Origin of the sequence: Pseudomaricurvus hydrocarbonicus, from assembly GCF_011602365.1 — a bacterium.
GTDB classification, from domain to species: domain Bacteria; phylum Pseudomonadota; class Gammaproteobacteria; order Pseudomonadales; family Cellvibrionaceae; genus Pseudomaricurvus; species Pseudomaricurvus hydrocarbonicus.
Genome location: NZ_JAAONZ010000005.1, coordinates 149,022 through 173,231, shown reverse-complemented (window position 1 = coordinate 173,231; position 24,210 = coordinate 149,022). Strand labels below are relative to the sequence as shown.

The 24,210-nt window shown below is 54.1% G+C and carries 22 protein-coding genes; 12 read left to right on the top strand and 10 right to left on the bottom strand.

Annotated elements, in window-relative coordinates:
* Positions 1-65: 65 nt before the first annotated feature.
* Positions 66-1,097 (bottom strand): AraC family transcriptional regulator, encoded by a 1,032-nt coding sequence (locus tag G8770_RS09330; RefSeq protein WP_243760379.1) that lies wholly within the window; start codon positions 1,095-1,097, stop codon positions 66-68.
* 143 nt (positions 1,098-1,240) lie between these two features.
* On the opposite strand from G8770_RS09330, the gene G8770_RS09325 reads away from it, so the two are divergent.
* Positions 1,241-1,561, top strand: coding sequence for a 2Fe-2S iron-sulfur cluster-binding protein (locus tag G8770_RS09325; RefSeq protein WP_167185221.1), 321 nt, complete (start codon positions 1,241-1,243; stop codon positions 1,559-1,561).
* Positions 1,562-1,586: 25 nt separating this feature from the next.
* Positions 1,587-2,864, top strand: coding sequence for a cytochrome P450 (locus G8770_RS09320; protein WP_167185219.1), 1,278 nt, complete (start codon positions 1,587-1,589; stop codon positions 2,862-2,864).
* Between the two features lie 65 nt (positions 2,865-2,929).
* On the opposite strand, the gene G8770_RS09315 is transcribed toward G8770_RS09320, so the two are convergent.
* Together G8770_RS09315 and G8770_RS09310 are read right to left on the bottom strand one after the other, a co-directional pair.
* Entirely contained in the window at positions 2,930-4,060 is a 1,131-nt protein-coding gene (locus G8770_RS09315; protein ID WP_167185216.1) for a CobW family GTP-binding protein, read from the bottom strand.
* Positions 4,057-5,880 carry an amidohydrolase gene (locus G8770_RS09310; RefSeq protein WP_167185213.1) on the bottom strand — a complete coding sequence of 608 codons (1,824 nt, stop codon included), beginning with the start codon at positions 5,878-5,880 and terminating at the stop codon, positions 4,057-4,059. The genes G8770_RS09315 and G8770_RS09310 overlap by 4 nt, the downstream gene beginning before the upstream one ends.
* Positions 5,881-6,118: 238 nt before the next feature.
* On the opposite strand from G8770_RS09310, the gene G8770_RS09305 reads away from it, so the two are divergent.
* Positions 6,119-7,213: an AraC family transcriptional regulator gene (locus G8770_RS09305; protein ID WP_167185210.1), complete on the top strand. Its 1,095-nt coding sequence runs from the start codon at positions 6,119-6,121 to the stop codon at positions 7,211-7,213.
* A 51-nt stretch (positions 7,214-7,264) separates the two neighbouring features.
* Here the strand turns inward: G8770_RS09305 and G8770_RS09300 are convergent, their stop codons facing one another.
* The 5 genes from G8770_RS09300 to G8770_RS09280 all read right to left on the bottom strand — a co-directional run bounded on the left by G8770_RS09300 (position 7,265) and on the right by G8770_RS09280 (position 13,330).
* The gene (locus G8770_RS09300; RefSeq protein ID WP_167185207.1) at positions 7,265-8,473 is read right to left on the bottom strand and encodes an efflux RND transporter periplasmic adaptor subunit; all 1,209 of its coding nucleotides are present in this window, start codon (positions 8,471-8,473) and stop codon (positions 7,265-7,267) included.
* Between the two features lie 105 nt (positions 8,474-8,578).
* A complete protein-coding gene (locus tag G8770_RS09295) occupies positions 8,579-10,948 on the bottom strand; it encodes an ABC transporter permease (protein ID WP_167185205.1) in 2,370 nt (789 codons plus the stop codon).
* Positions 10,948-11,667 (bottom strand): ABC transporter ATP-binding protein, encoded by a 720-nt coding sequence (locus G8770_RS09290; protein WP_167185202.1) that lies wholly within the window; start codon positions 11,665-11,667, stop codon positions 10,948-10,950. The genes G8770_RS09295 and G8770_RS09290 overlap by 1 nt, the downstream gene beginning before the upstream one ends.
* Before the next feature lie 70 nt (positions 11,668-11,737).
* Entirely contained in the window at positions 11,738-12,343 is a 606-nt protein-coding gene (locus G8770_RS09285) for a YbhB/YbcL family Raf kinase inhibitor-like protein (protein WP_425050209.1), read from the bottom strand.
* Between the two features lie 87 nt (positions 12,344-12,430).
* Positions 12,431-13,330, bottom strand: a complete 900-nt coding sequence (locus G8770_RS09280; protein ID WP_167185199.1) for a LysR substrate-binding domain-containing protein — start codon at positions 13,328-13,330, stop codon at positions 12,431-12,433.
* A 221-nt stretch (positions 13,331-13,551) separates the two neighbouring features.
* Here G8770_RS09280 and G8770_RS09275 point away from each other — a divergent pair, with 221 nt between their 5' ends.
* The 4 genes from G8770_RS09275 (at position 13,552) to G8770_RS09260 (ending at position 16,476) form a co-directional block, all read left to right on the top strand.
* Positions 13,552-14,361, top strand: coding sequence for an SDR family NAD(P)-dependent oxidoreductase (locus G8770_RS09275; RefSeq protein WP_167185196.1), 810 nt, complete (start codon positions 13,552-13,554; stop codon positions 14,359-14,361).
* Positions 14,358-14,867, top strand: coding sequence for a nuclear transport factor 2 family protein (locus G8770_RS09270; protein ID WP_167185193.1), 510 nt, complete (start codon positions 14,358-14,360; stop codon positions 14,865-14,867). The genes G8770_RS09275 and G8770_RS09270 overlap by 4 nt, the downstream gene beginning before the upstream one ends.
* Before the next feature lie 25 nt (positions 14,868-14,892).
* Positions 14,893-15,927, top strand: a complete 1,035-nt coding sequence (locus G8770_RS09265) for a zinc-binding dehydrogenase (protein WP_167185190.1) — start codon at positions 14,893-14,895, stop codon at positions 15,925-15,927.
* Between the two features lie 174 nt (positions 15,928-16,101).
* Positions 16,102-16,476 (top strand): VOC family protein, encoded by a 375-nt coding sequence (locus G8770_RS09260; protein ID WP_167185186.1) that lies wholly within the window; start codon positions 16,102-16,104, stop codon positions 16,474-16,476.
* A gap of 122 nt (positions 16,477-16,598) precedes the next feature.
* Here G8770_RS09260 and G8770_RS09255 read toward each other — a convergent pair whose 3' ends face one another.
* Positions 16,599-17,222 carry a suppressor of fused domain protein gene (locus G8770_RS09255; RefSeq protein ID WP_167185184.1) on the bottom strand — a complete coding sequence of 208 codons (624 nt, stop codon included), beginning with the start codon at positions 17,220-17,222 and terminating at the stop codon, positions 16,599-16,601.
* Between the two features lie 797 nt (positions 17,223-18,019).
* Positions 18,020-19,036: an AraC family transcriptional regulator gene (locus tag G8770_RS09250; RefSeq protein WP_167185181.1), complete on the bottom strand. Its 1,017-nt coding sequence runs from the start codon at positions 19,034-19,036 to the stop codon at positions 18,020-18,022.
* 192 nt (positions 19,037-19,228) lie between these two features.
* On the opposite strand from G8770_RS09250, the gene G8770_RS09245 reads away from it, so the two are divergent.
* Genes G8770_RS09245 through G8770_RS09225 form a run of 5 tightly spaced genes read left to right on the top strand, consistent with a single transcriptional unit; the run spans position 19,229 to position 24,189 of the window.
* Positions 19,229-20,209: a quinone oxidoreductase family protein gene (locus G8770_RS09245; protein WP_167185178.1), complete on the top strand. Its 981-nt coding sequence runs from the start codon at positions 19,229-19,231 to the stop codon at positions 20,207-20,209.
* Positions 20,210-20,219: 10 nt separating this feature from the next.
* Positions 20,220-21,068 carry a TauD/TfdA dioxygenase family protein gene (locus tag G8770_RS09240; protein ID WP_167185175.1) on the top strand — a complete coding sequence of 283 codons (849 nt, stop codon included), beginning with the start codon at positions 20,220-20,222 and terminating at the stop codon, positions 21,066-21,068.
* Between the two features lie 51 nt (positions 21,069-21,119).
* Complete coding sequence (locus G8770_RS09235; protein WP_167185173.1) at positions 21,120-22,169, top strand: beta-keto acid cleavage family enzyme; 1,050 nt, start codon at positions 21,120-21,122, stop codon at positions 22,167-22,169.
* Positions 22,170-22,228: 59 nt separating this feature from the next.
* Positions 22,229-23,530, top strand: coding sequence for an MFS transporter (locus G8770_RS09230; RefSeq protein ID WP_167185170.1), 1,302 nt, complete (start codon positions 22,229-22,231; stop codon positions 23,528-23,530).
* The gene (locus G8770_RS09225; RefSeq protein WP_167185167.1) at positions 23,527-24,189 is read left to right on the top strand and encodes a DsbA family oxidoreductase; all 663 of its coding nucleotides are present in this window, start codon (positions 23,527-23,529) and stop codon (positions 24,187-24,189) included. Before G8770_RS09230 ends, G8770_RS09225 begins: the two co-directional genes overlap by 4 nt.
* Positions 24,190-24,210: the final 21 nt, after the last annotated feature.

Genomic DNA, 24,210 nt, shown 5'->3' with positions numbered 1-24,210 from the left:
GCTGCCCGTGCATGATATCGCCGCCAAACAAGGATTACCGGGTTGCAACCGGACAGACATTTTTGTCAGGTTTTGCGGCGATACTCGCTGGGCGTCATACCGTACCAGCGCTTGAAAGCCCGACGAAAATTGGCGCTGTCATGATAATTCAACAAACTGGCCACCACTTCAACCGTCAGCCGACTGTCCCTCAAGTAACTGCCTGCCAGCCGTGCCAGCAATTCGTCGCGCAATGCACGGAAACTGGTCTGCTCAAGGGCCAGCCGTCGCGCCAGAGTGCGCTTGGTGATAAACAAAGCTTCGGCCACATTCTCCTCCTGACACAATCCCGGCGCATGAGTCAGCATATAGGCCTCCACCTGTTGTCTGGAGGTGTGATTGTGAGCTGGCAACTGTGCCAATAAGGTCTGACAGTGCTGCAGTGCCAGTTCATAGTTACCGTGATCGGCAAAACTGTTGGGTGTATAACAGAGCTGGAGAGGAATGCGTAAACAGGATTCCGCCCGGTCGAATCGCACAGGACATGGCAGGTACTGTTTATAGAGTCGTGCATAGTGGGGAGCGGAGAAACGCAAATCCAGCATACCATCGTGCATCGGACGGCCAATAATGCATTCAATGGTGGTCAACAGAGAGAGACTGACCGCCTCAATCAGACTTCTATAAATTTCCACCTCCGCCTCAAAATCCACTTTCAGATGGCATTCTAACCATTCATCACTGCGTGAAATGTCCATGCGAATAAAACACATGCGGGTAGGCAGATAATCTTGAAAGGCTTTGACGGCTGACAATAAATCCGGGCTGCTGTTGGCCAAAAAACCCAGCGCACCGTGAGTGGGGGGTGTAAGACGGTTACCTACCCGCAGGCCAAAGCCGGAATCCCCGGCTAACCTCAATGAATTGCGCAGGATCTGTACCTGCTGACGCGTGGTCAAGAGGCTTGCATCGCTGGTGAGATCTGGCCCTTCCAGGCGAGTGCCTGCCAACAACAGCCCCAATGACTTTTCTTGCAGACCCAGCTCCGAGGCGATGAGACGGGTATAACTGGTCGGAATGCACGGGCTGTCAATCGAGGGAATGGCGGGCATTAACATACGATGATCCTGAGTAGGGCGTGCTCAAGTGTCTTTAAATGACCCCATTTTGTCAATAAATGACCTGCAGTAATCCTCCATCAGCCCCTACTATTAAAACCAGACATAACCATAACTAGAAACCAAAACAGAGAGGCTATCTCATGCCCCAAATCACCTTCATCGAATACAGTGACAAATCCCATTGCGTCGACGCGGAAACTGGCAAGAGTCTCATGCAGATAGCGATTGATCATGGCATCCCGGGCATTGACGCCGATTGCGGCGGCAGCTGTGCGTGCGGGACCTGCCATGTAATCGTTCATGAGACCTGGCAAGGTAAATTACCCACCGCCCAGGAGGAGGAAATGGCCATGCTCGACATGACACCAGAGCCACAGCCGGGTTCTCGTTTGTCCTGTCAGCTGACCGTCACGGACGCGCTGGACGGCCTGGTTGTACGACTCCCCGAATTTCAAATGTGATCGCGTCCCATCAAGGAGAATAATAATGAATATCCCATTTACGCTGTCTTCCGCGGTTGAGCCTCTGCCACAAGCCCATGCCATCCCCCTGGATCAACTGGACGTCAGTGACCCGCGCCTGCTGGAACAGAACATTTGGCCAGACTATTTCAAACGCCTGCGCGACGAAGCACCGATTCACTATTTGCCAGCAAGCCCCTTTGGCGCCTTCTGGTCAATCACTCGCTTTGATGACATCAAATTTGTCGACAGTAACTGGAAACTGTTTTCGTCCGAGCCGGTGATTGTGATTGGCGATCGAACAGAGGATATGGAGCTGGACATGTTCATTGCCATGGATCCCCCCAAACACGACCAGCAACGCAAGGCGGTTCAAGGAGTCGTCGCGCCGGCTAACCTGACGCAAATGGAAGGCCTGATCCGCCAGCGCGTCGGCAGCATTCTCGATAATTTGCCCATAGGCGAGAGCTTTAACTGGGTGGAACATGTGTCGGTGGAATTGACCTCGCAAATGCTGGCCACCCTGTTTGGCTTTCCATTTGAAGATCGGCACAAACTTATTTATTGGTCTGACATGGCCACCGCCGTGCCCGAAATGACCGGCGCTATTTGCGATCCGGAAGAACGCATGAGCGCCATGGGTGAATGCGCCAAAACCTTCTCTGGGCTCTGGCATCAGCGCGCTGCCGAGCAGGCTGCAGGTCAGCCCCCTGGCTTCGACCTGATCCAGCTGTTGCAGAACAATGAAGACACCAAGGATCTGATTGAACGGCCGAAAGAGTTTCTCGGCAACCTGATTCTGTTGATCGTCGGTGGCAATGACACCACACGCAATTCCATCTCCGGCGGGGTTCACGCGCTCAATCAATTCCCCGCCGAATTCGACAAACTGAGGGCTGATCCCGGGCTGATTCCGAACATGGTGTCCGAGATCATTCGCTGGCAAACGCCCCTGGCACATATGCGCCGCATCGCCACCGAGGATGTGCAGATGCATGGCCAGACCATCCGTAAAGGCGATAAGGTGGTGATGTGGTATTTATCCGGCAACCGCGATGAGCGGGTCATTGATCAAGCCGACCACTTCATGATCGACCGCCACAACGCCCGCCAGCACTTGTCCTTTGGCTTTGGCATCCATCGCTGTATGGGCAACCGCCTGGCCGAAATGCAGCTGCGGGTTTTGTGGGAAGAAATCCTGCAGCGCTTCCACTGGATTGAAGTGGTGGGTGAACCCGAGTATGTGCGCTCGAACTTTGTTAAAGGGTTTAAATCGTTGCCGGTAAAAATACACCCTAAATAGCGCGCGCCCCTCGGCAGTCGATGGATGTTTACCACAACCCTATAACGACAACCGGTGTCTAACCGCTAGAGAGCACACTGTTCAAACAAGGCCGAGAGAGAGCCTTGATCCAGTGGTGGAAGCCCTATCAGCACCAATTGGTTATTCGTTGGCTGAGGGCTTTTTATATGCTGAGGGCTCTCTATGGGCTGAGGGCTGTCTGCCGGTTTCTCAGTGATGCGCGTTTGGGGTAAAGGCCTTTCTTTTTCCAAATGGACCCGTGAGCCGACCACGTGCACCACACAGCGCTGGTCGGGCACTTCTTTAAGGTGCACAAAGCCCTTCACCCGATAAATGCTGGCCGGCAGGTTCTGTAGCGCCTGACGCAGTTTGGGCAAACTCATCAGTGAGCTGCTCTGCCAGCTCAGGGTGGCGAACATTTGGCCATGCGAAAGCTCGGCATGCGCGCTGTGCGAAGTGCACCTGATGGAAGCAGAATGCTCGTGAATGTGCGTCAGACAATGATCCTGGCACTCCCCCCGAGAATGCCCTACAGAATGCTCCTGAGAATGTTCGGCACATCGATGATCAGACGCAGACTTCAACGCGGCATCGGCCACACCTTGACCGAACAAGAGCACCAGGGGCACCTCGGCAAACTGCGTTTCAATCACCCGGGCGTTGGGGTATAACCATTGTTCTCGCAGTTGTTGCAGCTGTGCGTCACTGGCGAGATCTGTTTTATTGATCACCACAATGTCCGCCACCGCCAGCTGATCCATGGCGAGGCTCTTCATGTCACCCTCAAGCGTCGAAAACTGATCCGCATCCAGCAGGGTGATCACACCATCAATCACCAGCTTGTGCCTGAACTGTGGGTAACGCAGGCTACTCACCACTTTTGAGGGATTGGACACGCCGCTGGTTTCAATCAGGATATGGTCGGGCCGGTCCCGGCGCTGATGCAGTTGTCTTAACTGCTCAATCAAGTCGCTTTCCACCGTACAGCAAATACAACCATTGGCCAGGTTCAGCGTATTTTGCTCGGCACTGACAATCAACTCACTGTCGATGTTGATATCACCAAAATCATTCACCATCACAGCAATCTTCAAGCCGTGATCGCTGCTGAGAATTCGATTCAACAGGGTGGTTTTGCCGGAGCCCAGAAAACCGGACACCACAGTGACAGGAATGGGCGCTGTTTTCAGGTTCATGGCTCGACCTTTTGGGCAATGGGTTTGGGATCGAAGTCGGGGATCTCTTCGGGCTTCCACACCGCCTCCAGCTCGCTGCCGCGAAATTGATCGAGCCGATCCCAGACAATCTGCCCTTCCATCACGGTGAGATCCACTTGCGCCCGATGCAGATTGCCGCGCACCGGGATCTCGAACAAATTGCGATCCAGCACGATCAGATCCGCTGACTTGCCCACTTCGATACTGCCCGCCCGCGCTTCAATCCCCATGCACCGAGCGCCATTGATGGTCACCACCTCAATGGCCTGCTGCAGAGAAATGGGCTCACCCACAAACGGTGTGGTGTCTTCCCCCCAGGGGCTTTGACGGGTGATCATGGTTTCAAAACCGATCCAGGGATTGATGTTCGACACGGGCCAGTCCGTCCCCATAACCGCGTTACCGCCGGCCTCCAGCACGCCCTTGAAGTTGTACAGGGTTTTCACCCGCTCGGCGCCAGCGTGGGTTCTGGCGTAGGCAAACTCCGAGGGGTACCAGGCCGCCGGTGAGAACTCCGCCGTTACGTTTAAGGCTTTGAATCGAGCCAGGTTCTCGTGCAGCAACAAGGTGGAATGGGCACACTGATGACGCACCCCCTCACCGTTCGCACGCCGGGCTTCGGCAACGGCATCCAAAAACAAATCGGAGGCGCCGTCGCCGGTGCAGTGGGCAATCACGCGGATGCCCTTGCGGTCGAGATCCACCACCATGTCGGTAATGTGTTCCGGCGTCAGGTTTAAGCCGCCCCGCCAGGAGGTTTCCCCCGGCCAGGGCCCGGCCAGATAAGAAGACCGGGTTTCATGCACCCCGTCGAAGTGAAACTTGACCGCATTGGCACTCAGGCGGGCACTGCGGTAGTAGTGTCGCTCCCCGGCGATCAGTTGCCAGCGCCGCTTCACCGGGAAAATATCATCCTGCCAACTGATGGCGGCCTCCACCCGCAACGTCAGTTCACCGGCATCGTCGAGGGCTTTGAGGGCGTTGAGCCGATGCTCACAGACGTGGACGTACTTGGTGGCCACCACACCGCGGGACGATTGATACTGCACCCCCTCGCGATAGGCTCGTGTTAAGGCCGGCATCGGTGTGGGCGGCATGGCGGCGTGGATCATGGCATAGGCGCCATCCACCAGTATGCCCGTCGGCTCGCCGGTGAGGCTGTCACGCTCCAGGTAACCATTGCCCGGATCCGGCGTATCGGCAGTGATCTGAGCAATCTCCAGCGCTTTGGAGTTCACCATCATGGATCCCCAGGAACGGTCCAGAATGGCAATCGGGCGATCAGGCAAGATCGCATCCAGCCACGCCCGACCGGGCTCAACGCCCGCTTGCCGAAAGGTGAAGTGCACAAAGTATGCGCCGTAGATCCAGCCATCTCCCGGCTGTGCGGCCGCGTAATCCAGAATACGTTGCCGAATATCAGCGGGGGTTGGGCTTTCCAGCCCGATGTCCAGATACCCCGCGTAACCCGGCGCCAGCGCCAGATCCGGGTGGGTGTGCATGTCATAAAGACCGGGCATGACAAAGCGCCCCGCCAGATCCACGATCTGTGTGTGTGCATCGATCAGTGACTCGACGTCTTCTGGCCTGCCGACCGCGAGAAAACGCCCGTCTTTGATGGCCACCGCCTCGGCCCACGATTGTTGATCGTCAACGGTATAGATGGTCCCATTCATCAACACCACATCCGCCATCCCCCCACCCTGACCGGCGTGGCTGGAACGGTAATTGACACTTTTCGGCCTGACACTTTTTTGTATGACACGTTGCGACGTAGACGCCGCGGCTCTCTGGCTCATTGCTGTCTCTCCTGCTGAGCATTAAACGACAAGCGATATGCTTCGCTTTGCGCAGCAGAGTAACAGTGGTCAATCGTCAGAAATATATCATTAATTGACAAAAAACTATCATTAAATAACAATCTCTAGCGGGCTGGACTTGGCCGAATCCCCCCGGCCAGTGTTTGACCGTGCCAAGAGACAAACGCTATCCAGAAACAAACCCTATCCAGAGCTAAACCATATCCAGAGCTAGACCATGCCCTTCCCCCACCAGGCTGACCTTCAACGAGAAACCCACCGGCTTGCGGCCAAGCTGTTGCGGCACTTTTGTCGATTGCTGCAACTGCAGGTGGAGCGTGTGGACGAGGCCAACCCAGCAGGGCAAACACCGCGGTTCGATCTGGAAGCCGCCATGAGGCAGATGGGCATACGCCCGAATCGGGGCGACCTGTCGTCATCGGTTCTCGATTTGCCGCAGTATTACCAGCTGTTGGCACTGGCGGCGCCGGACCTGCAAGCCAGCGGCTTTTTTCTGGAGCTGGGTAACTGCTTTGACATTACCGATGCGGGATTGCTGGGATACGCGTCCTTGAGCGTGGAAAACTTTCGCCAATCGTGGGAACTGACCACCAAGCACTACGCACTCTATCCCCACCCGCTCAGGGCCCGTCGTGACATTACCCAGGGACGTGTTTGCATCCGTTTGCCAACGCCGTCCCGGCAGACAACCACCAATATCTATTTGCAGGAAGAATGGCTGACATCAACCTGGAAATGGATGCACCAGCGTTTGCCGTCGCTGGCAGGCAGGCCCGAATTGCAATTAAAGCTCGGCTACCCTGCCCCGGCTTACGCGGACCGATATCGGGCCTTGTTCCCGGGCCCGGTCAGCTTTGGGCATGAAGAAACCGAATTATCGTTTCCCGAAGCCTGGTATGACACGCCCTTCCCCACTGCCAATCCGGCCACCGCCAGATTGTGTCAGGAACAATGCTCACTGATTCTGTCGCAACTGGATACACAAAGTGATCTCGTCAATCAGGTTAGACGCGCACTTTTGCTGTCGCCGCAGAGACATTTTTCCTCGCTGGAGGCCCTTGCCCATCAGTTTCAGTTGCCACCCCACACGTTTCATCGGCGCCTGAAAAAAGCCGGCACCAGCTACAAGCACATTGCCAGTGAAGTGCGGATGGAATTGGCTAAAGAGTACCTGACCAGCACCACCCTGCCGCTGCAGGAAATCAGTTATCTGTTGGGCTACGACTACGCCGCCAACTTTTTTCGTGCCTTCAAAAAATGGTTCGGGGTGACTGCGGCTCAGTACCGTCAGGTTGTAACAGCGGCGCCGTAAAGTTTAGAGGCAGACTTACAATAACGATCAGTGTCAGTCCCTCGTGCTTACTTACCTGATGTTAACTTGCCTGATCTTAATTCTCTTGCCATCGGCCAGATTATTATCCGGGTGCTGTATGACTCGCTCACCCAAGGCCACCCCCTCAATCACCTGTGAGTAGAGCCCGTTGCGTTTACCCAACCTGACCTTACGCAGCTCGGCATATCCATCATTAACCAAAAATAATGCCCACTCCCCACTGATGCGAAACAGGCTCGCATTCGGAACTTGCAACACATCGTCGCCGTCCCAAAGGATGAAAGTGGCTTCAATACGATAGCCATCACCCAGATTCTTCCACTGTTCAGCACCGGAGGTGATATCCACAATTACCCAAACCCGCTGTTCTTCCACGCCCAGTGCGGAAACTTCGGTGAACCCCACAGGCTCGACCAGGCGCACGACACCCTGCAGCAGTTGACCGCCCCAGCGTTGCAACTCCACGGGTGTGCCGGGCGAAATTTGCACCGCGTCAAAACTCAAAACATCCACCGCCACCTCCAGGGCTGCGGGATCACCCAGTTCCAACAAGGGTGTGCCGGCAACTACCACCCCTTCACTTTCACGTAAAATTTTTAATACCCGACCGCTAACCGGAGCCTTGATCGGCACGCGTTCCTTCAGTACGCCTACCGAGTTTTGGGCGGCTGAATATTTCAATTGCGTACTGGCAGCATCCAGGTCGTAGCGGGCCACATCAACGGCGAATTGGGCCGAACGCAGCAGCGCTTTGGCACGCTGATTGTCAGCTCTGGCCTGGCTTAATTCGTCTTCAGAGATGACACGGGTCTTGCTGAGCTTCAGTTTGCGTTGATATTCTTCAGCATAACGTTCGGCGTCAGCTCCTGCCGCCGCTGCTTGTTCTTCTGCGGCAGACAAAGCGGATCGGGCCGCTGCGATGCGGGCCTCGGCTTCAGCACGACTGCGCGGGTCAAGCACATTGGAGCGCAGCGGTTCCAATTCGGTCAGTAAATCGTTTTGTTTGAAAAGATCCCCCACTTCCCAGTCAATACGCCGCACAAAACCGGATACCGGAGCCGAGACCAGATAACGGTCTTTTAACCGGGTGACCCCCTCCTCCTCGATGCTGACTCGCAAGGGCGCACGTACCACTTCGGTGACTTCCACCAACACCGGTTGTGGGCGTAAGCCCAGAAACAACAGCAGTCCGATGAGAGCGGCTACAACACCAAAAATCACATTGCGTGTGGAAATCATGGTTTTTTTACTCTTTCGATTTTCAGCTCAGAGATGAAACTTGTGTCGGTTAAATGTGGATTTGCTTTCATCCTCATCAACCCTCTAGCGATTCCGACCATCCAGCTATTCCCGGGTTTTTAAGACTTCAACCAAATCCAACGTCCTAAGTCGGCGCCATACCAGCATACCCGAGACCAGTGCCGAAACAATCACCACCAGCGCCGAAAAGGCATAAGTGTACGACGTTAAAACCAGCGGTACCCGAAACAAGTCCGACTTCATGTTGTAACTCATAAATTCACACAACCAGGTCCCCAGCAAAAAACCTAAAGGTAAACTGATTAGCGTCATCAGTGCCAGCTCCCCCAACAGGATATAAGCCACTTCTGCGTGGGTGTAACCGAGCACCCTCATACTGACCAGCTCCCGTCCATGTTCGGCCAAGGCGATACGAACGGTGTTGTAGACCACGCCAAAAGCGATCACAGCCCCCAAGACCGCATTAATAAAGGTAAACGTAAGCAGCACCTGTTTCAGGGTGTTATGGAAGCTTTCAATGACGGTCTGGCGAATATTGATACTGGCGACCAGAGGCATTTCTTTCAAACGCTGATACACAAGATCAGCCAGCTCCGGATCGATGCTCATTAGCACAGTATTGACCGCATCACCTTCCCCCATCAGGCGATTGACGTTCTCACGTCTCATATAACTCCCGACCCCCAGATACTGCTGCGACAGTGCAGTTACTGTCACCGGCACAGTGCGCTGTTGTCCTTCCAGACTTTCCACCATCACCACATCACCGGTGCTAAAACCTAGTTTGTGTCCGAGGTGTTCTACCACCATCAAGCCGTTCTCTGGCATGGCGATGTTTTCCAGCTCTGTGGTTAAGACATTTTGCAACTGGGAATCAGCAGGAATACCCTGCAGGCTGGTTCGAAAACTGCGGTGCTGATAATGCAATTTAATGGGTACTTTTCTTAAGCCCTCCACATATTCAACCCCGGGAATGGCCCTTAGGCTGGACAGCGCGCTTGTCGCCACCGGCTCGTAGAGGGTGACTTCCAGATCTTGTTGTTGGGCCAGATTAAACTGCACATGCATCATCATCTTCACCGCATCTGTCTGAAAGTTACCCACCATCATAATGGCCCCCGCCATCGACAGGCCGATAATTGACAAGCCGGTTTTTAAGGGCTTCTTTTGCATATGCCTGACAATCATTTTGCCAGGCGGAGAAAACCAGCGCTGCAATCCCAATGTCTCCAGCCACGAACGGCGGTAATATTGCGGCGGTTCAGGCCGCATGGCCTCGGCCGGGGGTAATTTCACCGCGATGTGCACGGCTCGCCAGGTGCCAAACAAAGCCGTCAGGATGGTCACCAAACCCACCCCCAGAAACATCAGGGGTCTGGCCGTATAGAGCAGCACCGGGAAGCGGTAATATTCCGTGTAAGTGGTGGTCGTTATCTGGCCGAGGTAAATTCCCAACGCAAAACCGCCGAGGATGCCCAACACGGTTATGACCATCACCAGCTGGGCGTAATGCAGGCCGACCTGCCCGTTGCTGTAACCAAACGCTTTGAGGATGGCAATAATATCCCGCTGGGTGCTCACCAACCGGGTAATCACCACGTTTAACAGGAATACCGCCACCGCCAGAAAAATGGTCGGAAACAGATAGGCCATGGTTTTCAGCTGGGTGAATTCCTCCTTCAAAAACATATTGGAGAATTGCTCATCCCGATCATAGGCCCCGCGACCGCCGTAACGTTGCAACAACAGGTCCAGCCGATCTATCACGCCGTTGGCGCTGGCGCCCGGCTGCAGCTGAATCACCACATCGTTAAAAGCCCCATCCATGTCATAAGCCGCCGACAAGGGTCGGTTCGCCATCCACAAAACGCCAAAGCGTTTATAATCCGGAAAAATTGCACCGGGGGCAATTTGGTATATATATTCGGGCGATAAGGCAACACCGACAATTGCCATGCTGCGTCTTCGGCCATTAATGATGGCCACCAGCGAATCCCCTGCCTTTAACCGCTGCGCTTCGGAAAAGGCATCGCTGATCAATATTTCATTATCACGACGATGATCAGGCAGACGGCCGGAAACCAGGTACAAACGATTGATACGCGGTTGACGGCCATCGGGAATGGAAGTGAGCAGGCCGCTGACAGGATCAGCAAAACCCGGAACTTCCAGATTGACTTGAGCAATAACTCGGGATTCCGCCAACGCCACCCCCGGAATTTCCGTAATGGAGCGCATTAATGATCCTGGCGCGCGTTTCAATTTGGCAAACACCTGACCAAAATTGTGCTCGCGGTAGTAGGTGTCCCGGGTGTTCAGCAATGAATCGTAGGTGGATAAACTCATCACGCACACGCTAACCCCACCCACGATCACCAACATGATAGCCAGCACCTGACCGCGCATGTGCCACAATTCGCGCCAGAGTTTTGTTTGCAGGGCCTGATAGCGCATTACCAGACGATCTCGCTGGGCGTTTTGATGCTCTCGTTGTTCTTTATGTCGCTGATCTGACCGTCGATAAGATAAATAACCCGATCCGCCATCTCTGCAATACCCGCATTGTGCGTAATAATGGCAACTGTGGTATTCAACTCGCGGTTCACCCGTCGCAAGGCCTCCAACACCACCACGCCGGTGGTGGAATCCAACGCTCCGGTGGGCTCATCACACAGCAGCACCGCGGGACGCTTGGCAATCGCCCGGGCAATCGCGACCCGCTGCTGCTGACCGCCGGATAATTGTGCCGGGAAGTGATGCAACCGATCCCCTAAACCCACCAGCTCCAATGCCTCAGCGGGCAACATGGGATCATCGGCTATCTCGGTCACCACAGCGACGTTCTCTTCGGCAGTGAGACTGGGAATCAGATTGTAAAACTGAAACACAAAACCCACGTGGTGGCGGCGATAATCCGTCAACTCCCGATTCGAGGCACGTGTGAGGTTTTTACCGCAGTAGGTGACATTGCCATCCGTCGCCGTATCCAAGCCTCCGAGGATGTTCAGCAGTGTCGACTTTCCAGAGCCGGAGGCCCCCAGCATCACCACAAATTCACCGCGATACAAATCCAGGCTCACCCCCCGCAGCGCGTGAACCTGGACCTCACCCATATCGTAAACTTTGGTGATGCCTTCGGCATGAAACACTACATCACTGGTGTCAGGGGGCATAGACGCTCGCTACCTCATCAATCAGACATCGCAAGCACACAACAGGGCCTGGTTTTGCAATGGCCCTGTCTCAGCGGCCATAAGTCGCAACTAAAGTAGCCTTGCCAAGTGAATTGGCATTAATCATAAATCCAATCAACGCGGCACTGGCATCTTTTGGAAGTTCAATATGCTCCGTTTTAAGGGCGTGTACCGTAAAAATGTAGCGGTGGGCATTATCCCCTTCCGGTGGACACGCGCCGCCGAAACTGTAGCTGCCAAAATCAGAACGCCCCTGAACGACACCCGCAGGTAGCAATGCGCCGTCTTCGGTGCCGGCATTTTTCGAAAATTCAGTGACGTTGGCCGGTATATTGTAAGCAATCCAATGCCACCAGCCTGAACCGGTAGGGGCATCCGGGTCATAAACCGTCAACGCATAACTCTTGGTACCACTGGGGCCCGACGTCCACTTCAGATCCGGTGAAATATTTTCACCACTACAGCCAAAGCCATTGAACACCTGTTCGTTTGTCAGCATTGCGCCTTCATGAATGGTTTGACTGGTTAGGGAAAATTCCCCCGCAAGGGCAGACGAAGCCGCCACCGCGAGACCGAAGATAAGCACTTTACATTGTTTGATCATTGCTACTTTTCCTTGTGTCCTGTTAATAACATTAACCTGCTGAGCTACCATGGCGTTTCAGGCGATAACTGCCGTTTCGTTCCGCAACGAATAAAGCCGCTCGATAATACTGATTGTGAATGGCAACCTCGTGCCTTTCTAGTTCAATTGTCTTTTAGCAACATCAGAAATCATTTTAGTAACTTCGCTAAATTGTCGCCCGGATATTTTGCTGTTTTCCCGAGTCGACAAAAAAATCTCAATACAGGGGGCAGGCCTGGACAAGCTCCATGTTTTCAAAGCGTGCTCCGCCAGCTTTTGGGTAAGATAACATTCCGGCATGAGCGTGTAACCCGACCCGCCGGCCACCAGATCAGCGATCAGCCGGTGTGAGTCTGTTTCCGTGCTGATCTTCAGGGCGCAGTGCGATTTTGCCGCGACATCGTTGATTGCCCCCCGCACACCCAGGTGATGAGACGGTAACACCAATGGCAATTGCAGAGCACTCGAGTGGGGGATGTCTCCATGGTGGGGTAACGGGGACGATTGGGGCCCCACAATGACCAGAGGCAGCGTGGCAATCCGTTCTTCTGTCAACCGATCATTGCGTGATGATTCCTCGAGGATGGCAAAATCAATAACACCACGACCTAACCAGTCGATCAATACCCCTGTCGCCCCTTCGACGACACACAGTCGAATGTTGGGGAATGTTTCCCGAAGCGCCTGAATGACTGGCATCGCCAGAGAATCTGTCAGGCCCGGTGGTAAACCCAAGGTAAAATTGGCCGCCATTGTCGCCCCCATTGAGCGAATGTTGTGCAGAGCCATATCCAACTCCCGCAGCGGCCCGGCAATGGCGCTGCGAAGATATTCACCCTCCTCGGTCAGTAGCATGCCCCTGGCCGTGCGAGTGAACAAAGTCACGCCCAACTCTTCTTCCAACAAGCGGATTTGGCGACTCAGCGCGGGCTGTGCAATGCGTAAAACACCCGAGGCTTTTGTTAAGGAGCCGTCTTCGGCGACGCGCATGAAATAGGTCAATCTTCGGGTTTCCACAACGACTTTCTCTGTCTGAGATATACAATGTCGTTATATTAGCACGCCGAATGTTGTATTGGTGATATACAAGGAGAAGCCCTACCATTATCCGCACTCGGGATCCGGTGTCTGTCGTAGGTATGGTTGTCGTTGATACGGTTGTCGTTGAACCGATTGTAGTCGACATACTAATTGTTGGCATTCACGTCCCGGAATAAACGTAAAAAGTGGAGACCAGAATGGATTTTTCAGAGCGTTACGGCCCGTGGGCCATTATTGCCGGGGCTTCAGAGGGCACCGGTCGAGAATTTGCCAGGCAAGTCGCGGCCCAGGGGGTGAATCTAATCCTCATCGCACGCCGGGAGGCACCGCTGATGGCATTAGCAGAGGAAGTTTCACAGGAATCCGGTGTGGAATGTGTCCCCGTCTCTGTTGACCTGACCAGCGCCGATGCCGTGCCGACTATTATCGACGCGGCAGCGGGGCGGGAAGTCGGTCTCTTTATCAGTAACGCCGGCTCTGACACCAACAGCGCTCAATTTCTGGACAAAGACATGGATGCCTGGATGGATCTGATTACCCTCAATACCCTGAGCCCGGTTCAGTGCTGTCACTATTTTGCCAAAGCCATGCGTGAGCGCAAGCGGGGGGGAATTCTGTTGGTGGGCTCGGGGGCGTGCCACGGCAGCGGGCCCTATATGTCGGCTTATTCCGGCACCAAAGCCTTCAACATGCGCTTTGCCGAAGGTCTGTGGGCAGAGCTGGAGCCTCACGGGGTGGATGTTCTGTTCTATGCTCTCGGCAGAACGGATACCCCGATGTTGCGGGCTCAATTGGCGGCCAATGGGCTGCCGCTCCCGCCTGGCTTGGCCGATCCCGTCGAGGTCGCTCAAGTGGGTCTCGAACGATTGCCCCATGGCCCTGCCGCTGACTGGGGCGTAGCAGACGATGCTCCCGGCCCCGGTGGCATTTCGGCAGCTCAGCGGCGTGAGCGGGTAAGGATGATTGCCAAGATGAGCGCCGACATATTCCGCAAGGAAACACTATGATGACCCTGCAGAATTTATCGGATCGTCAACAGATCACGGAGCTGATTTACCGCTATTGCCGCTCCGTGGATCGGCTGGACATTCCTTTGGGGCACTCCATATGGCATGAAGATGCGTTCGCCGATTATGGCGCTGACTATTATCAGGGGCCCGGCAAGGGGGTCATCGACCTGATTTGTGGTCATCACCGTTCTACCTTGGCTCACTCTCACCAGATCACCAATATTCTCATTGAACTGGACGGTGATAACGCCGGCAGTGAAAGCTATTGCATGGCGGCATTAAAAATTCTGCAAAACGATACGCCCATGCAGATGATGGTTTGGACACGGTATGTTGACCACTGGTCGCGTCGCAACGGCCGCTGGGGGCTTGATCGCCGCGTCGCCATTCGGGACTTTGATGAGATTCGGCCGGTAACACCGATGACTCAGGTATCAGCCGGGCGCCGGGATCTCACCGACCCCTCCTACGAAGCTCTGCGATTGAAAGCAGACAAACTGTAACTCACAACACCCCCCTGGAGAAAACATGAAAGCGGCTTATATTCTTGACGGTCAAGTGTCAGTCGGCGAAGTGCCCGACCCAATCCCGCAACAAGGGCAAGTCCTGGTCAGGACCCACAGTTGTGGATTGTGCGCCTCGGAAGCGCATTTCTTACAATCGGGAGAACAGGTTGTGGGCCTGTGCCAGAAACATGGTGGCCCGTATGCCGGACTGGATCTGTCACGCCCTTTTGTACCTGGTCATGAGTATGTGGGCGAGGTGATTGATTACGGCCCCAACAGTAAAAAACCGATCAGGATAGGACGAAAAGTCACATCCGTTCCCATCATGAGGCAAGCGGGTGCGCATTCGGTCATCGGCTTTAACAATGATTGTCCGGGCGGCTTTGGTGAGTACATGCTGCTCGATGAGGACATGGTCATTGAAGTGCCCAGCGGTCTCGACGATGACCTGGCGGCCATGACAGAGCCTTTGGCCGTCGGGCTCGAGCATGCCCGCCGTGGTCTGCCCACCAACGAGGATACCCCTCTCGTCATCGGCTGTGGCGCCATCGGCCTGGGAGTGATTGTTGGGCTTAAACTTAAAGGGATCGGCCCGATCGTAGCTGCCGATTTTCACGCAGGCCGGCGTAAGGCCGCGCTGAAAATGGGCGCTGACATCGTCATTGACCCGCGTGAAATGTCTCCCTACGAGCCCATTCATGACCTCGGCGGCAGGCAAGTAAATCTGGTGTACGAGTGCGCGGGTGTGCCCGGGCTGCTACAGCAGATCATCCAATCTGTGCGCTTTGATGGCCGTATTGTGATGGGTGGCTATTGCATGGAGCCCGAGCAGATTCTCACCTTCAGCGCCCAGAATAAACGCCTGACGGTATATTTTGCCGGAGGCGAAGAACCCCAGGATATGACGTTGGCACTCAACACCATCGCCGACGGAAAAATTGACATCGGCTCCTGGATCGGTGCCAAAATAGGTCTTGGCGGAATAGCCCAGGCTCTGGCAGAAATGTCGGGGCCAGAGGCGGCGATACGTACGGTTGTGGACCCCCGTAAATTTTGAGTCACGGGGGTATTCAAATCACCTGAAAACTACTGATGGTGGTTGCACGAGGAATTCAGCAGACTGTTGATGTTCGCATTCGAGGCAATTAATCCGGTTAGAAACTCAATCACCTGCGGGTGACAGGAGCCACGGCAAAGCACTTTCAACATGCAAAGATAAGTACGGGAGAAGATGCCAATGCCAGTTCAGGGGCTGGACCACATTAATATCAGAACGACCGATGTCATGGCCAGTGTGCGGTTTTATGAGGACGTACTCGGCCTGAAATACACAGCCGGCCCTCTGGTAAGGGGACATCAGGGCCATTGGCTTTGCGACTCAAGCGGTAATGCCATCATCCATTTGCGGGAAAAGTCCACCTACTCCCCAGCAACAGGCTCCATCGATCATATTGCCCTAAGGGCTGACGGTCAGGATGAAATGGTTCGACGGTTAGAGGCGCGGGGAATTGAGTTTAAAGTCGCCGAGGGGTTGCTCCCGGGAATAACACAGGTATTTTTTATTGACCCTCATGGAATTCCCTTCGAGATACAGTTCAGCCGCTAATCGAAAAACGCTGGCCTGCCCTCCTGACTGCACGTAGAGGACATCATTTACCTTGCCTGTAACACAGGTACAGCGCAGTCACCACATTCCGCGATCGCGCTTTTTTTAAAGTCGCGCTCTTCTTAAATCACGCTTTCGCGATGCGCCCTGGTTACTAAATTTCCGTGGGATGCCAACAGCCTGGCCTTCACCTCATCGGGTGAAGTTTGCTTAGCTTGGTCGAATTCTTCCGGGGTAATGCCAACCACTTGGATGAGATCCACCCGGCCAGAATTCAGGCAGAAACTATCCGGGAAATCTTTAGGTGGTACAAACATCATCGAGCTGATCGTTTGGGACAAAAAGAGGGGGACGCAGTGACCGCTTTCAAACGGTGGCAAATCACCCATGCTTCCCGATGCCCGAAGCAGGTTGTATGCCATTAACGTTTGCAATACCTCCACAGCCCATTCAGACTCCTCTTCCGTTTCAAGCAGGAATTCAACACCTAATCCCGACGTAATTCCCTGATGATTGCTTTCCCAGGGGTTTGACATCCCCGATGTCACATACGCCCAGGTTTTTCGCTGCTCGGTGGGTTTACACTTGAAAACACCATGCGCCAACCAGCGCGGATTAATTGCATCCACGTCCAGTTTGTCAAAAATATTGGTGGATAACGGAAAGATTCCAGGTCCAGTCTCACCAAACAGATGCTGGTATGCTCGCTCTTCTCTCTCATACCAGGATTCGTCCATTAAGCTCATTCTATCCCCGTCACCTTAACAGGCAGGCTTTTGCACGTAACGTGCAGCCTAATTATTCTTATGCCGCGATCATCAGCCCGGAGATAACCTGTGGCGTTGACCAAAACATCCCTATAAATCAAGTAGTTAGAAAAATATCACATTTTTAGAATAATTCATACGCCACGCAGCAAAATTGACACGTGCGACTTTACACGCCAACACGAAACCTGCTAGCACAAACCAAGCTTAAAAATATCGTAACGAGCGGCATAGACCCGTTAATATGATGTGTGCACTGGGGACCCAAAGCGCTAGCCACAAAACGGCTGAAAAAATCAGCCCTTACAGACAGGGACTTGCCATGCTTAAAGATAATGCACTGGCATTTGAGCAATCTATACTCAGCAGACGGCTCTTCGGGAGCTCTCCACGGCCTCTGTGGAGCACCAGAGTCTGTGTCGAAGAGCGTGGATGATGACTATGGTGTGTACTCGTCGAAACTGAAATAACGCGCTCCAGTTACAGACTGGTAACGCACAATAAAGCCGGATTCATGCTGAAAAAGTTCGTCAACTTTGTGTCAAAAGAAGCCTTTGTCTTCCCCTGCAATGTATCTCGAGAAGCTCGCAGTTAAAATCCGTCACCCTTTCTTGAATTGACATTCTCTATATTTATGAACAAGAGTTTTTCATGCTCTGTATAATGGCAATGTAATTCTGACCGCGAAGATAAAACAGCTGCCCCGGCAAAATAACAGAAGCCCACTTGCCGAAAAAATCTCCTGTTACCACTACAGTAAATACTCGGAGATATTGTCACTCCCCCTTTGAGGAAGGGCAGTTTATTGAACGCCAACGTACCGGTGACATACCAAACTGGGCGTTGAACCAACGGGTAAAAGAGCTGGCCATTGAGTAACCCAATAGATCCGCTATGCAGCTCAAGGAGTATTGAGGATTGGCCATGTAGCGTTGAACCAGCACAAAACGCACCTCATTGATCAAATCGGTAAACGTGACCCCATCACTTTCCAACCGGCGTTGCAAAGTTCTGGTATTGACCCCCATGGCTTGGGCAATTTGTTCGATTGAAGCCCGCCCCATTGGCAGCAATAAATAAATGGCCTGACGAACTTCCTCTGCTACCGACAGGGCTTCCTCTCTCTGCAGAGAAGACAGCAATAACTCAGCATAACGTGCCATCGCAGGATCCGCTTGCGGGTTGGGACAATCCAGATCCGCACTCGCGCACACTATGCCATTGAACTCGGCACCGAATTCAACTTTAGCACCGAACATACGTTTGTGAAGCTGCACATCCTGTGGTGCATCGTGGGTAAAGTTCACGCTTTGCGGGTGCCAATTCCCCCCCAACAGGGCCTTGCATAAGCGGTATAGGACACCGATGGCAAACTCGATTGACTGACGCGCTGGCACTGAAGTTTCGGTCACAACCTCCTCCCGAATGATAGCGACCTTGCCAGCGTCTTCGATGTGCATCACCAGTGCTTCGTTAAGCAGACGGCGGTAATGTATGGTGATGTGCAGCGCATCACGTAGGGTTTTCTGATGCAGAAGCAAAAGACTGACGGCACCAAAATCCGATAACTGGCGGGTTTCTGCCAAACGCAATCCGAAAGTTAGGCAGTTGCTGGCCTGTGCCGATTTTTCCAGCAGGCTGACAACGGCCGTGGCTGAAATTCGATTATCCTGATCCGCCAAGAGTGCTGGGGTCAAGCCCACCTCCCCTAACAAGAGCTGGGGGTTCAACCCCAGGTGTCGACACAACTCCGAATAATTGTTCAGTACCGCAGCGCGCATTTGAGTGGTCATGACGTCCTCATCCTCTTTTAGACACATCGAATCGTGTTAGAGGCCAGCATTTATACATCAGCTGTCATGAAATGAAAAGTCGGTGTCGTCAAAAGTGAAGTTAGAGCCCCTACTCTTTTTTAATATGATGATCACAATAACTCAGCGTTAACGCTTCCAATACTGCAAATCATTTTATGAAGGAGACCGACCATGGCTAAGTGTGTCCGCTTTTATGAGACCGGGGGACCAGAGGTTCTGCGTTATGAAGATGTGGAGGTAGGGGATCCGGGACCAGGTGAAGTGCGCCTGCGCCATGTGGCTGTCGGCCTCAATTACGCCGACACGTACTTTCGCAATGGCACCTATCCCATCCCTCTCCCCAACGGTATCGGCGTTGAAGCCTCCGGCGTGGTAACAGCAATTGGCCCGAACGTCGACAACGTGAAGGAGGGTGAGCGAGTCACCTACACCGGTTTCATCAATACCCTGGGAGCCTACTCGACCGAACGTCTTGTACCCGCAGCCCCGCTTATCAAACTGCCTGAAAGTATCAGTTTTGAAACCGCCGCCGCCATGACCATGCGGGGGCTGACCTCATCCTATCTGATGCGTCGCATCTACGACTTCAAGGCCGGCGATACTATATTGCTGCACGCCGCCGCTGGCGGAGTTGGTCTGATTGTGTCCCAGTGGGCAAAATTACTGGGGCTGAACGTGATCGGTACTGTATCAACTCAAGCCAAAGCCGAACTCGCCACAGCTCACGGCTGTGATCACATCATCAACTACAGCCATGAAAATGTCGCTCATCGAGTCCGCGAGCTGACGGATGGCGAAGGTGTCCACGTGGTGTTTGACAGTGTGGGCAAGGACACGTTCATGTCATCACTGGATTCCCTCAAACGCCGCGGCCTGTTGGTCTGCGTCGGCACCGCGTCGGGCCCGATTCCCCCTTTTGATCCGCAACTCCTGGCGATGAAGGGTTCCCTGTATATGACACGTCCGGCACTGGCCGATTACATTGCCGACCCAGAAGAAAAAGCGACGCTGGCGAGTGAGCTCTTTGACCACGTTGGCAGCGGTCGCATCAATATCGAAATCAACCAGCACTATGCGCTGCAAGACGCCGTGCAAGCGCATCGCGATCTGGAAGCCCGTAAAACCACCGGCTCGTCCATCTTTGTCATTTGAGGATATTCCCATGCGCGTTCAACAGCTGACCCACAACATTGGTGCCGAACTGTCCGGCGTCAACCTTGCGGATGCTATTCACGATGACAGCTTGTTTGATGAGTTGCGCCAGCTGTTGGTGCAGCACAAAGTGCTGTTTCTCCGCGACCAGACCTTCACCCGTGCCGAACACGTGGCTTTCGCCGAGCGCTTTGGTCCGCTCGAAGATCACCCGGTGGCGGGATCCGACCCAGAGCACCCGGGGCTTGTGCGCATTTACAAGACCCCCGATCAACCCATGGATCGCTATGAAAACGCCTGGCACACGGACGCCACTTGGCGCGAGGCTCCTCCCTTTGGCTGCGTATTGCGTTGTGTGGAATGTCCGCCTGTGGGCGGGGATACCATGTGGGCGAACATGGCCAAAGCCTACGAGCTGTTGCCTGAACATGTGAAAACACAAATCGCCGATCTGCGCGCTCGCCATTCTATCGAGTCCTCGTTCGGTGCGGCCATGCCCATCGAGAAACGTCTGGCGCTCAAGGCACAATACCCGGACGCGGAACATCCGGTGGTACGTACGCATCCGGAGACCGGTGAAAAAATCCTGTTTGTGAATGGGTTTACCACCCACTTTACCAACTACCACACACCCGAACGCGTGCGTTTTGGCCAGGACGCCAACCCTGGTGCCGCCGATTTACTGCGGTACCTCATTAGCCAAGCCTATATCCCGGAGTTTCAGGTGCGCTGGCGCTGGCAGCCCAACAGTGTCGCAATCTGGGACAACCGCAGTACTCAGCATTATGCCGTGATGGACTACCCACCCTGCCACCGCAAGATGGAACGGGCCGGCATCATTGGCGATCAGCCTTTTTGATCAGCAGCTTCCTGCAACCCCCTCCAAATTTACTTATTAAAGGACACAGTCATGAATTTCCTCGACGGTTCACTCTTCCCTGAAAATCAGGACAAACTGGTTATTACTGCGGCCCCCTATGGCCCTGAATGGTTACCCTCTGACTACCCGGAAGACATTCCCGTGACCATGCAAGATCAGATCCAAAAGGCGGTTGATTGCTATGAAGCGGGCGCCTCTGTATTGCATTTACATGTCCGCGAACTGGACGGCCGCGGCTCCAAGCATCTCTCCAAGTTTAACGAGCTGATCGCTGGCGTGCGTGAAGCGGTACCCGAAATGGTTATTCAGGTGGGAGGCTCCATTTCTTTCGCGCCGCCAGAAGACGGTGATGCGGCAAAGTGGCTGGAAGACGACACCCGTCACATGCTCGCCGAACTCGACCCCAAGCCCGATCAGGTCACCGTCACCGTCAACACGACGCAGATGAATGTCACAGAGCAGATGGATGCTCGCGACTACGCCGGCACCTCCATGGGGAACGAAACCTACGAGGCCTACCGAGAAATGATCGTACCCTCAGGGCCCGAGTTTATCGAAGAACACATAAAACGTCTGAGCAACGCCGGTATTCAAAGCGCTTTTCAATTCTATAACATCAACAGTTACGAAACCGTCGAGCGCCTGATGCGCAGAGGAGTCTACAAAGGCCCACTGGTGTGTAACTGGGTAGCCATTGGTGGCGGCATGGATCAACCGCATATCTACAGCATGGCCAACTTCCTGCGCGCCATCCCCGACGGGACCATGCTGACCGTGGAAAGTTCGATGCTCAACGTACTGCCAATCAATATGATGGGTATGGCCATGGGGTTACACGTACGCTGCGGCATTGAGGACAATCTCTGGGCACAGGATCGCTCTCACAAGGTGACCACGGTTGAACAAATTCAGCAGCTGGTACGCATCGCCAAAGAGTTTGGTCGTCCTGTAGCCAACGGGCAGGAAGCTCGCGAAATTCTTAAGATCGGTGTTTTCTACGATACTGTCGAAGAAACTTTGGCGGCCAACGGCTTCGCGCCAAACCCAAAGGGCGGCACGCAAGGATTTCTGAGAAAATAACCTAGTCAGACGAGCTGGAAACGGATACTGGCTCACCGAATCTTCAATGAGGAAGCCTCATGGCTCATTACCATCAAGACGATATCCCTGTGATCGACGTTTCACGTCGATTCGCCTGGATTGTGTTTGCCCTGACCTTTGGTCTGCTGATTTCCGACTATATGTCTCGTCAGGTGTTGAACGCCGTATTTCCCCTGCTGAAGGCCGAGTGGCAATTGAGTGACACCCAGCTCGGCTCGCTGTCGGGGATTGTGGCGTTGATGGTTGGGCTACTCACCGTACCACTGTCGATCCTCGCGGATCGATGGGGTCGGGTCAAAAGCCTGACACTGATGGCATTGCTATGGAGCTTCGCGACATTGCTGTGCGGTCTTTCCGACAACTTCGGTCAGATGTTTGCTGCCCGCTTCTTTGTCGGGATTGGTGAAGCTGCCTACGGCAGTGTTGGCATTGCTTTGGTGCTGTCGGTGTTTCCGCCGAGTCTGCGCGCGACTTTGGCCAGCGCGTTTATGGCCGGTGGGATGTTCGGTTCCGTGTTGGGCATGGCCTTGGGCGGCGTGATCGCCGCTCAGCTGGGGTGGCGCTGGGCTTTTGTTGGCATGGCTCTCTTTGGTCTGGTGCTGGCGGCGATATATCCTTTTGTCGTGTGCGCTAAGCGGGTGGCGCCACAAGCGCAAGCGATTCGGCAGCAGCGGCCCTCTCTGCGCGGCCTGATAAACAACCGTTCCGTGTTGAGCGCTTATGTGGGCAGCGGCCTGCAGCTGTTTGTAGCCGCCACCTTGATGGCCTGGATGCCGAGTTTTATGAATCGCTATTACGGCATGGGCACCGACCAGGCAGGCTTGATCGCTGGCTTGTTTGTGTTGCTCATGGGTGTTGGTACGGTGTTGTGCGGAATGTTGAGTGACCGCTTATGTCGCGAACGGGCCCAGCATAAAATCACGCTGGCCATTGCCTACTGTCTGCTGTGCTGCTTGTTATTCAGTGTTGGTTTCCGGCTACAGCCGGGTATGATGCAACTGTTGTTATTGGGCTTCGGTATGTTTCTTGTCGCTGGCACCAATGGCCCGGCCGGTGCGATGGTGGCCAACCTGACTCACACCGCCATTCACGGCACCGCTTTTGCTACCCTCACATTGGCCAATAACTTTTTCGGAATGGCACCCGGCCCTTTTGTGACAGGTATTCTGGCCGACTGGCTGGGGCTGTCTCAGGCGCTGGCGTTGATACCGTTAATGAGTTTGATTGCCGCAGGGGTATTCTTTTACGCGAAACGTCACTATCAGCGTGACGCGGCAAGTGTGCGTGAACTTTATAATAAAGAAGTGGATAGCTCATCAGACTCAGTGGTATCAGTATGACTTCTCTTCAGATTGACGTTGCCTTTGATTTCATTTGTCCCTGGTGTTTAATCGGCAAACGCCAGCTAGACAAAGCGCTGGAAATGCTCGCGGAAAGTCACCCACAAACGGAGGTCTCCGTCGAATGGCAGGGGGTGCAACTGTTGCCACAGTTACCTCCTAACGGTTTGCCGTTCGCTGACTTTTATCGTCAGCGATTGGGCAGCGATGAAGCGGTGCGTCTGCGTCAGGCACATGTACAGACTGCAGCGGCCAGTGCTGGGCTGAAGCTCGATCTGAGTCGGATTGAGCGTATGCCCAACACCGCCAATGCCCACCGCCTGTTTCAGCAAGTTCGAACACGGGCAAACCCAGCTCAGTTAGCCATGCTGCTTGAGCGGTTGTTTGCAGGGTATTTTTGTTACCGTGAAGATATAGGTGACCGAGATACACTCACCCAAATCGTCACTCAACTCGATGGCCTCGAGTCAGCGCCTCTGCTGTCAAGTCTGGAAGATCGACAGCCCCCATACCAGTCAGAACTAGGCGCTCTCAGCGTGCCCGCCTTTGTCATCAATCAACAAGTTCACCTCTTCGGGGCTCAACCGGCAGAAGCCCTGTACACCGCTCTCTGCCAGCAACTGGCCAACATGTCTTCTGAAACTGATAAATCGCTCTAGTTTCAATGGCCAACGCCCTGC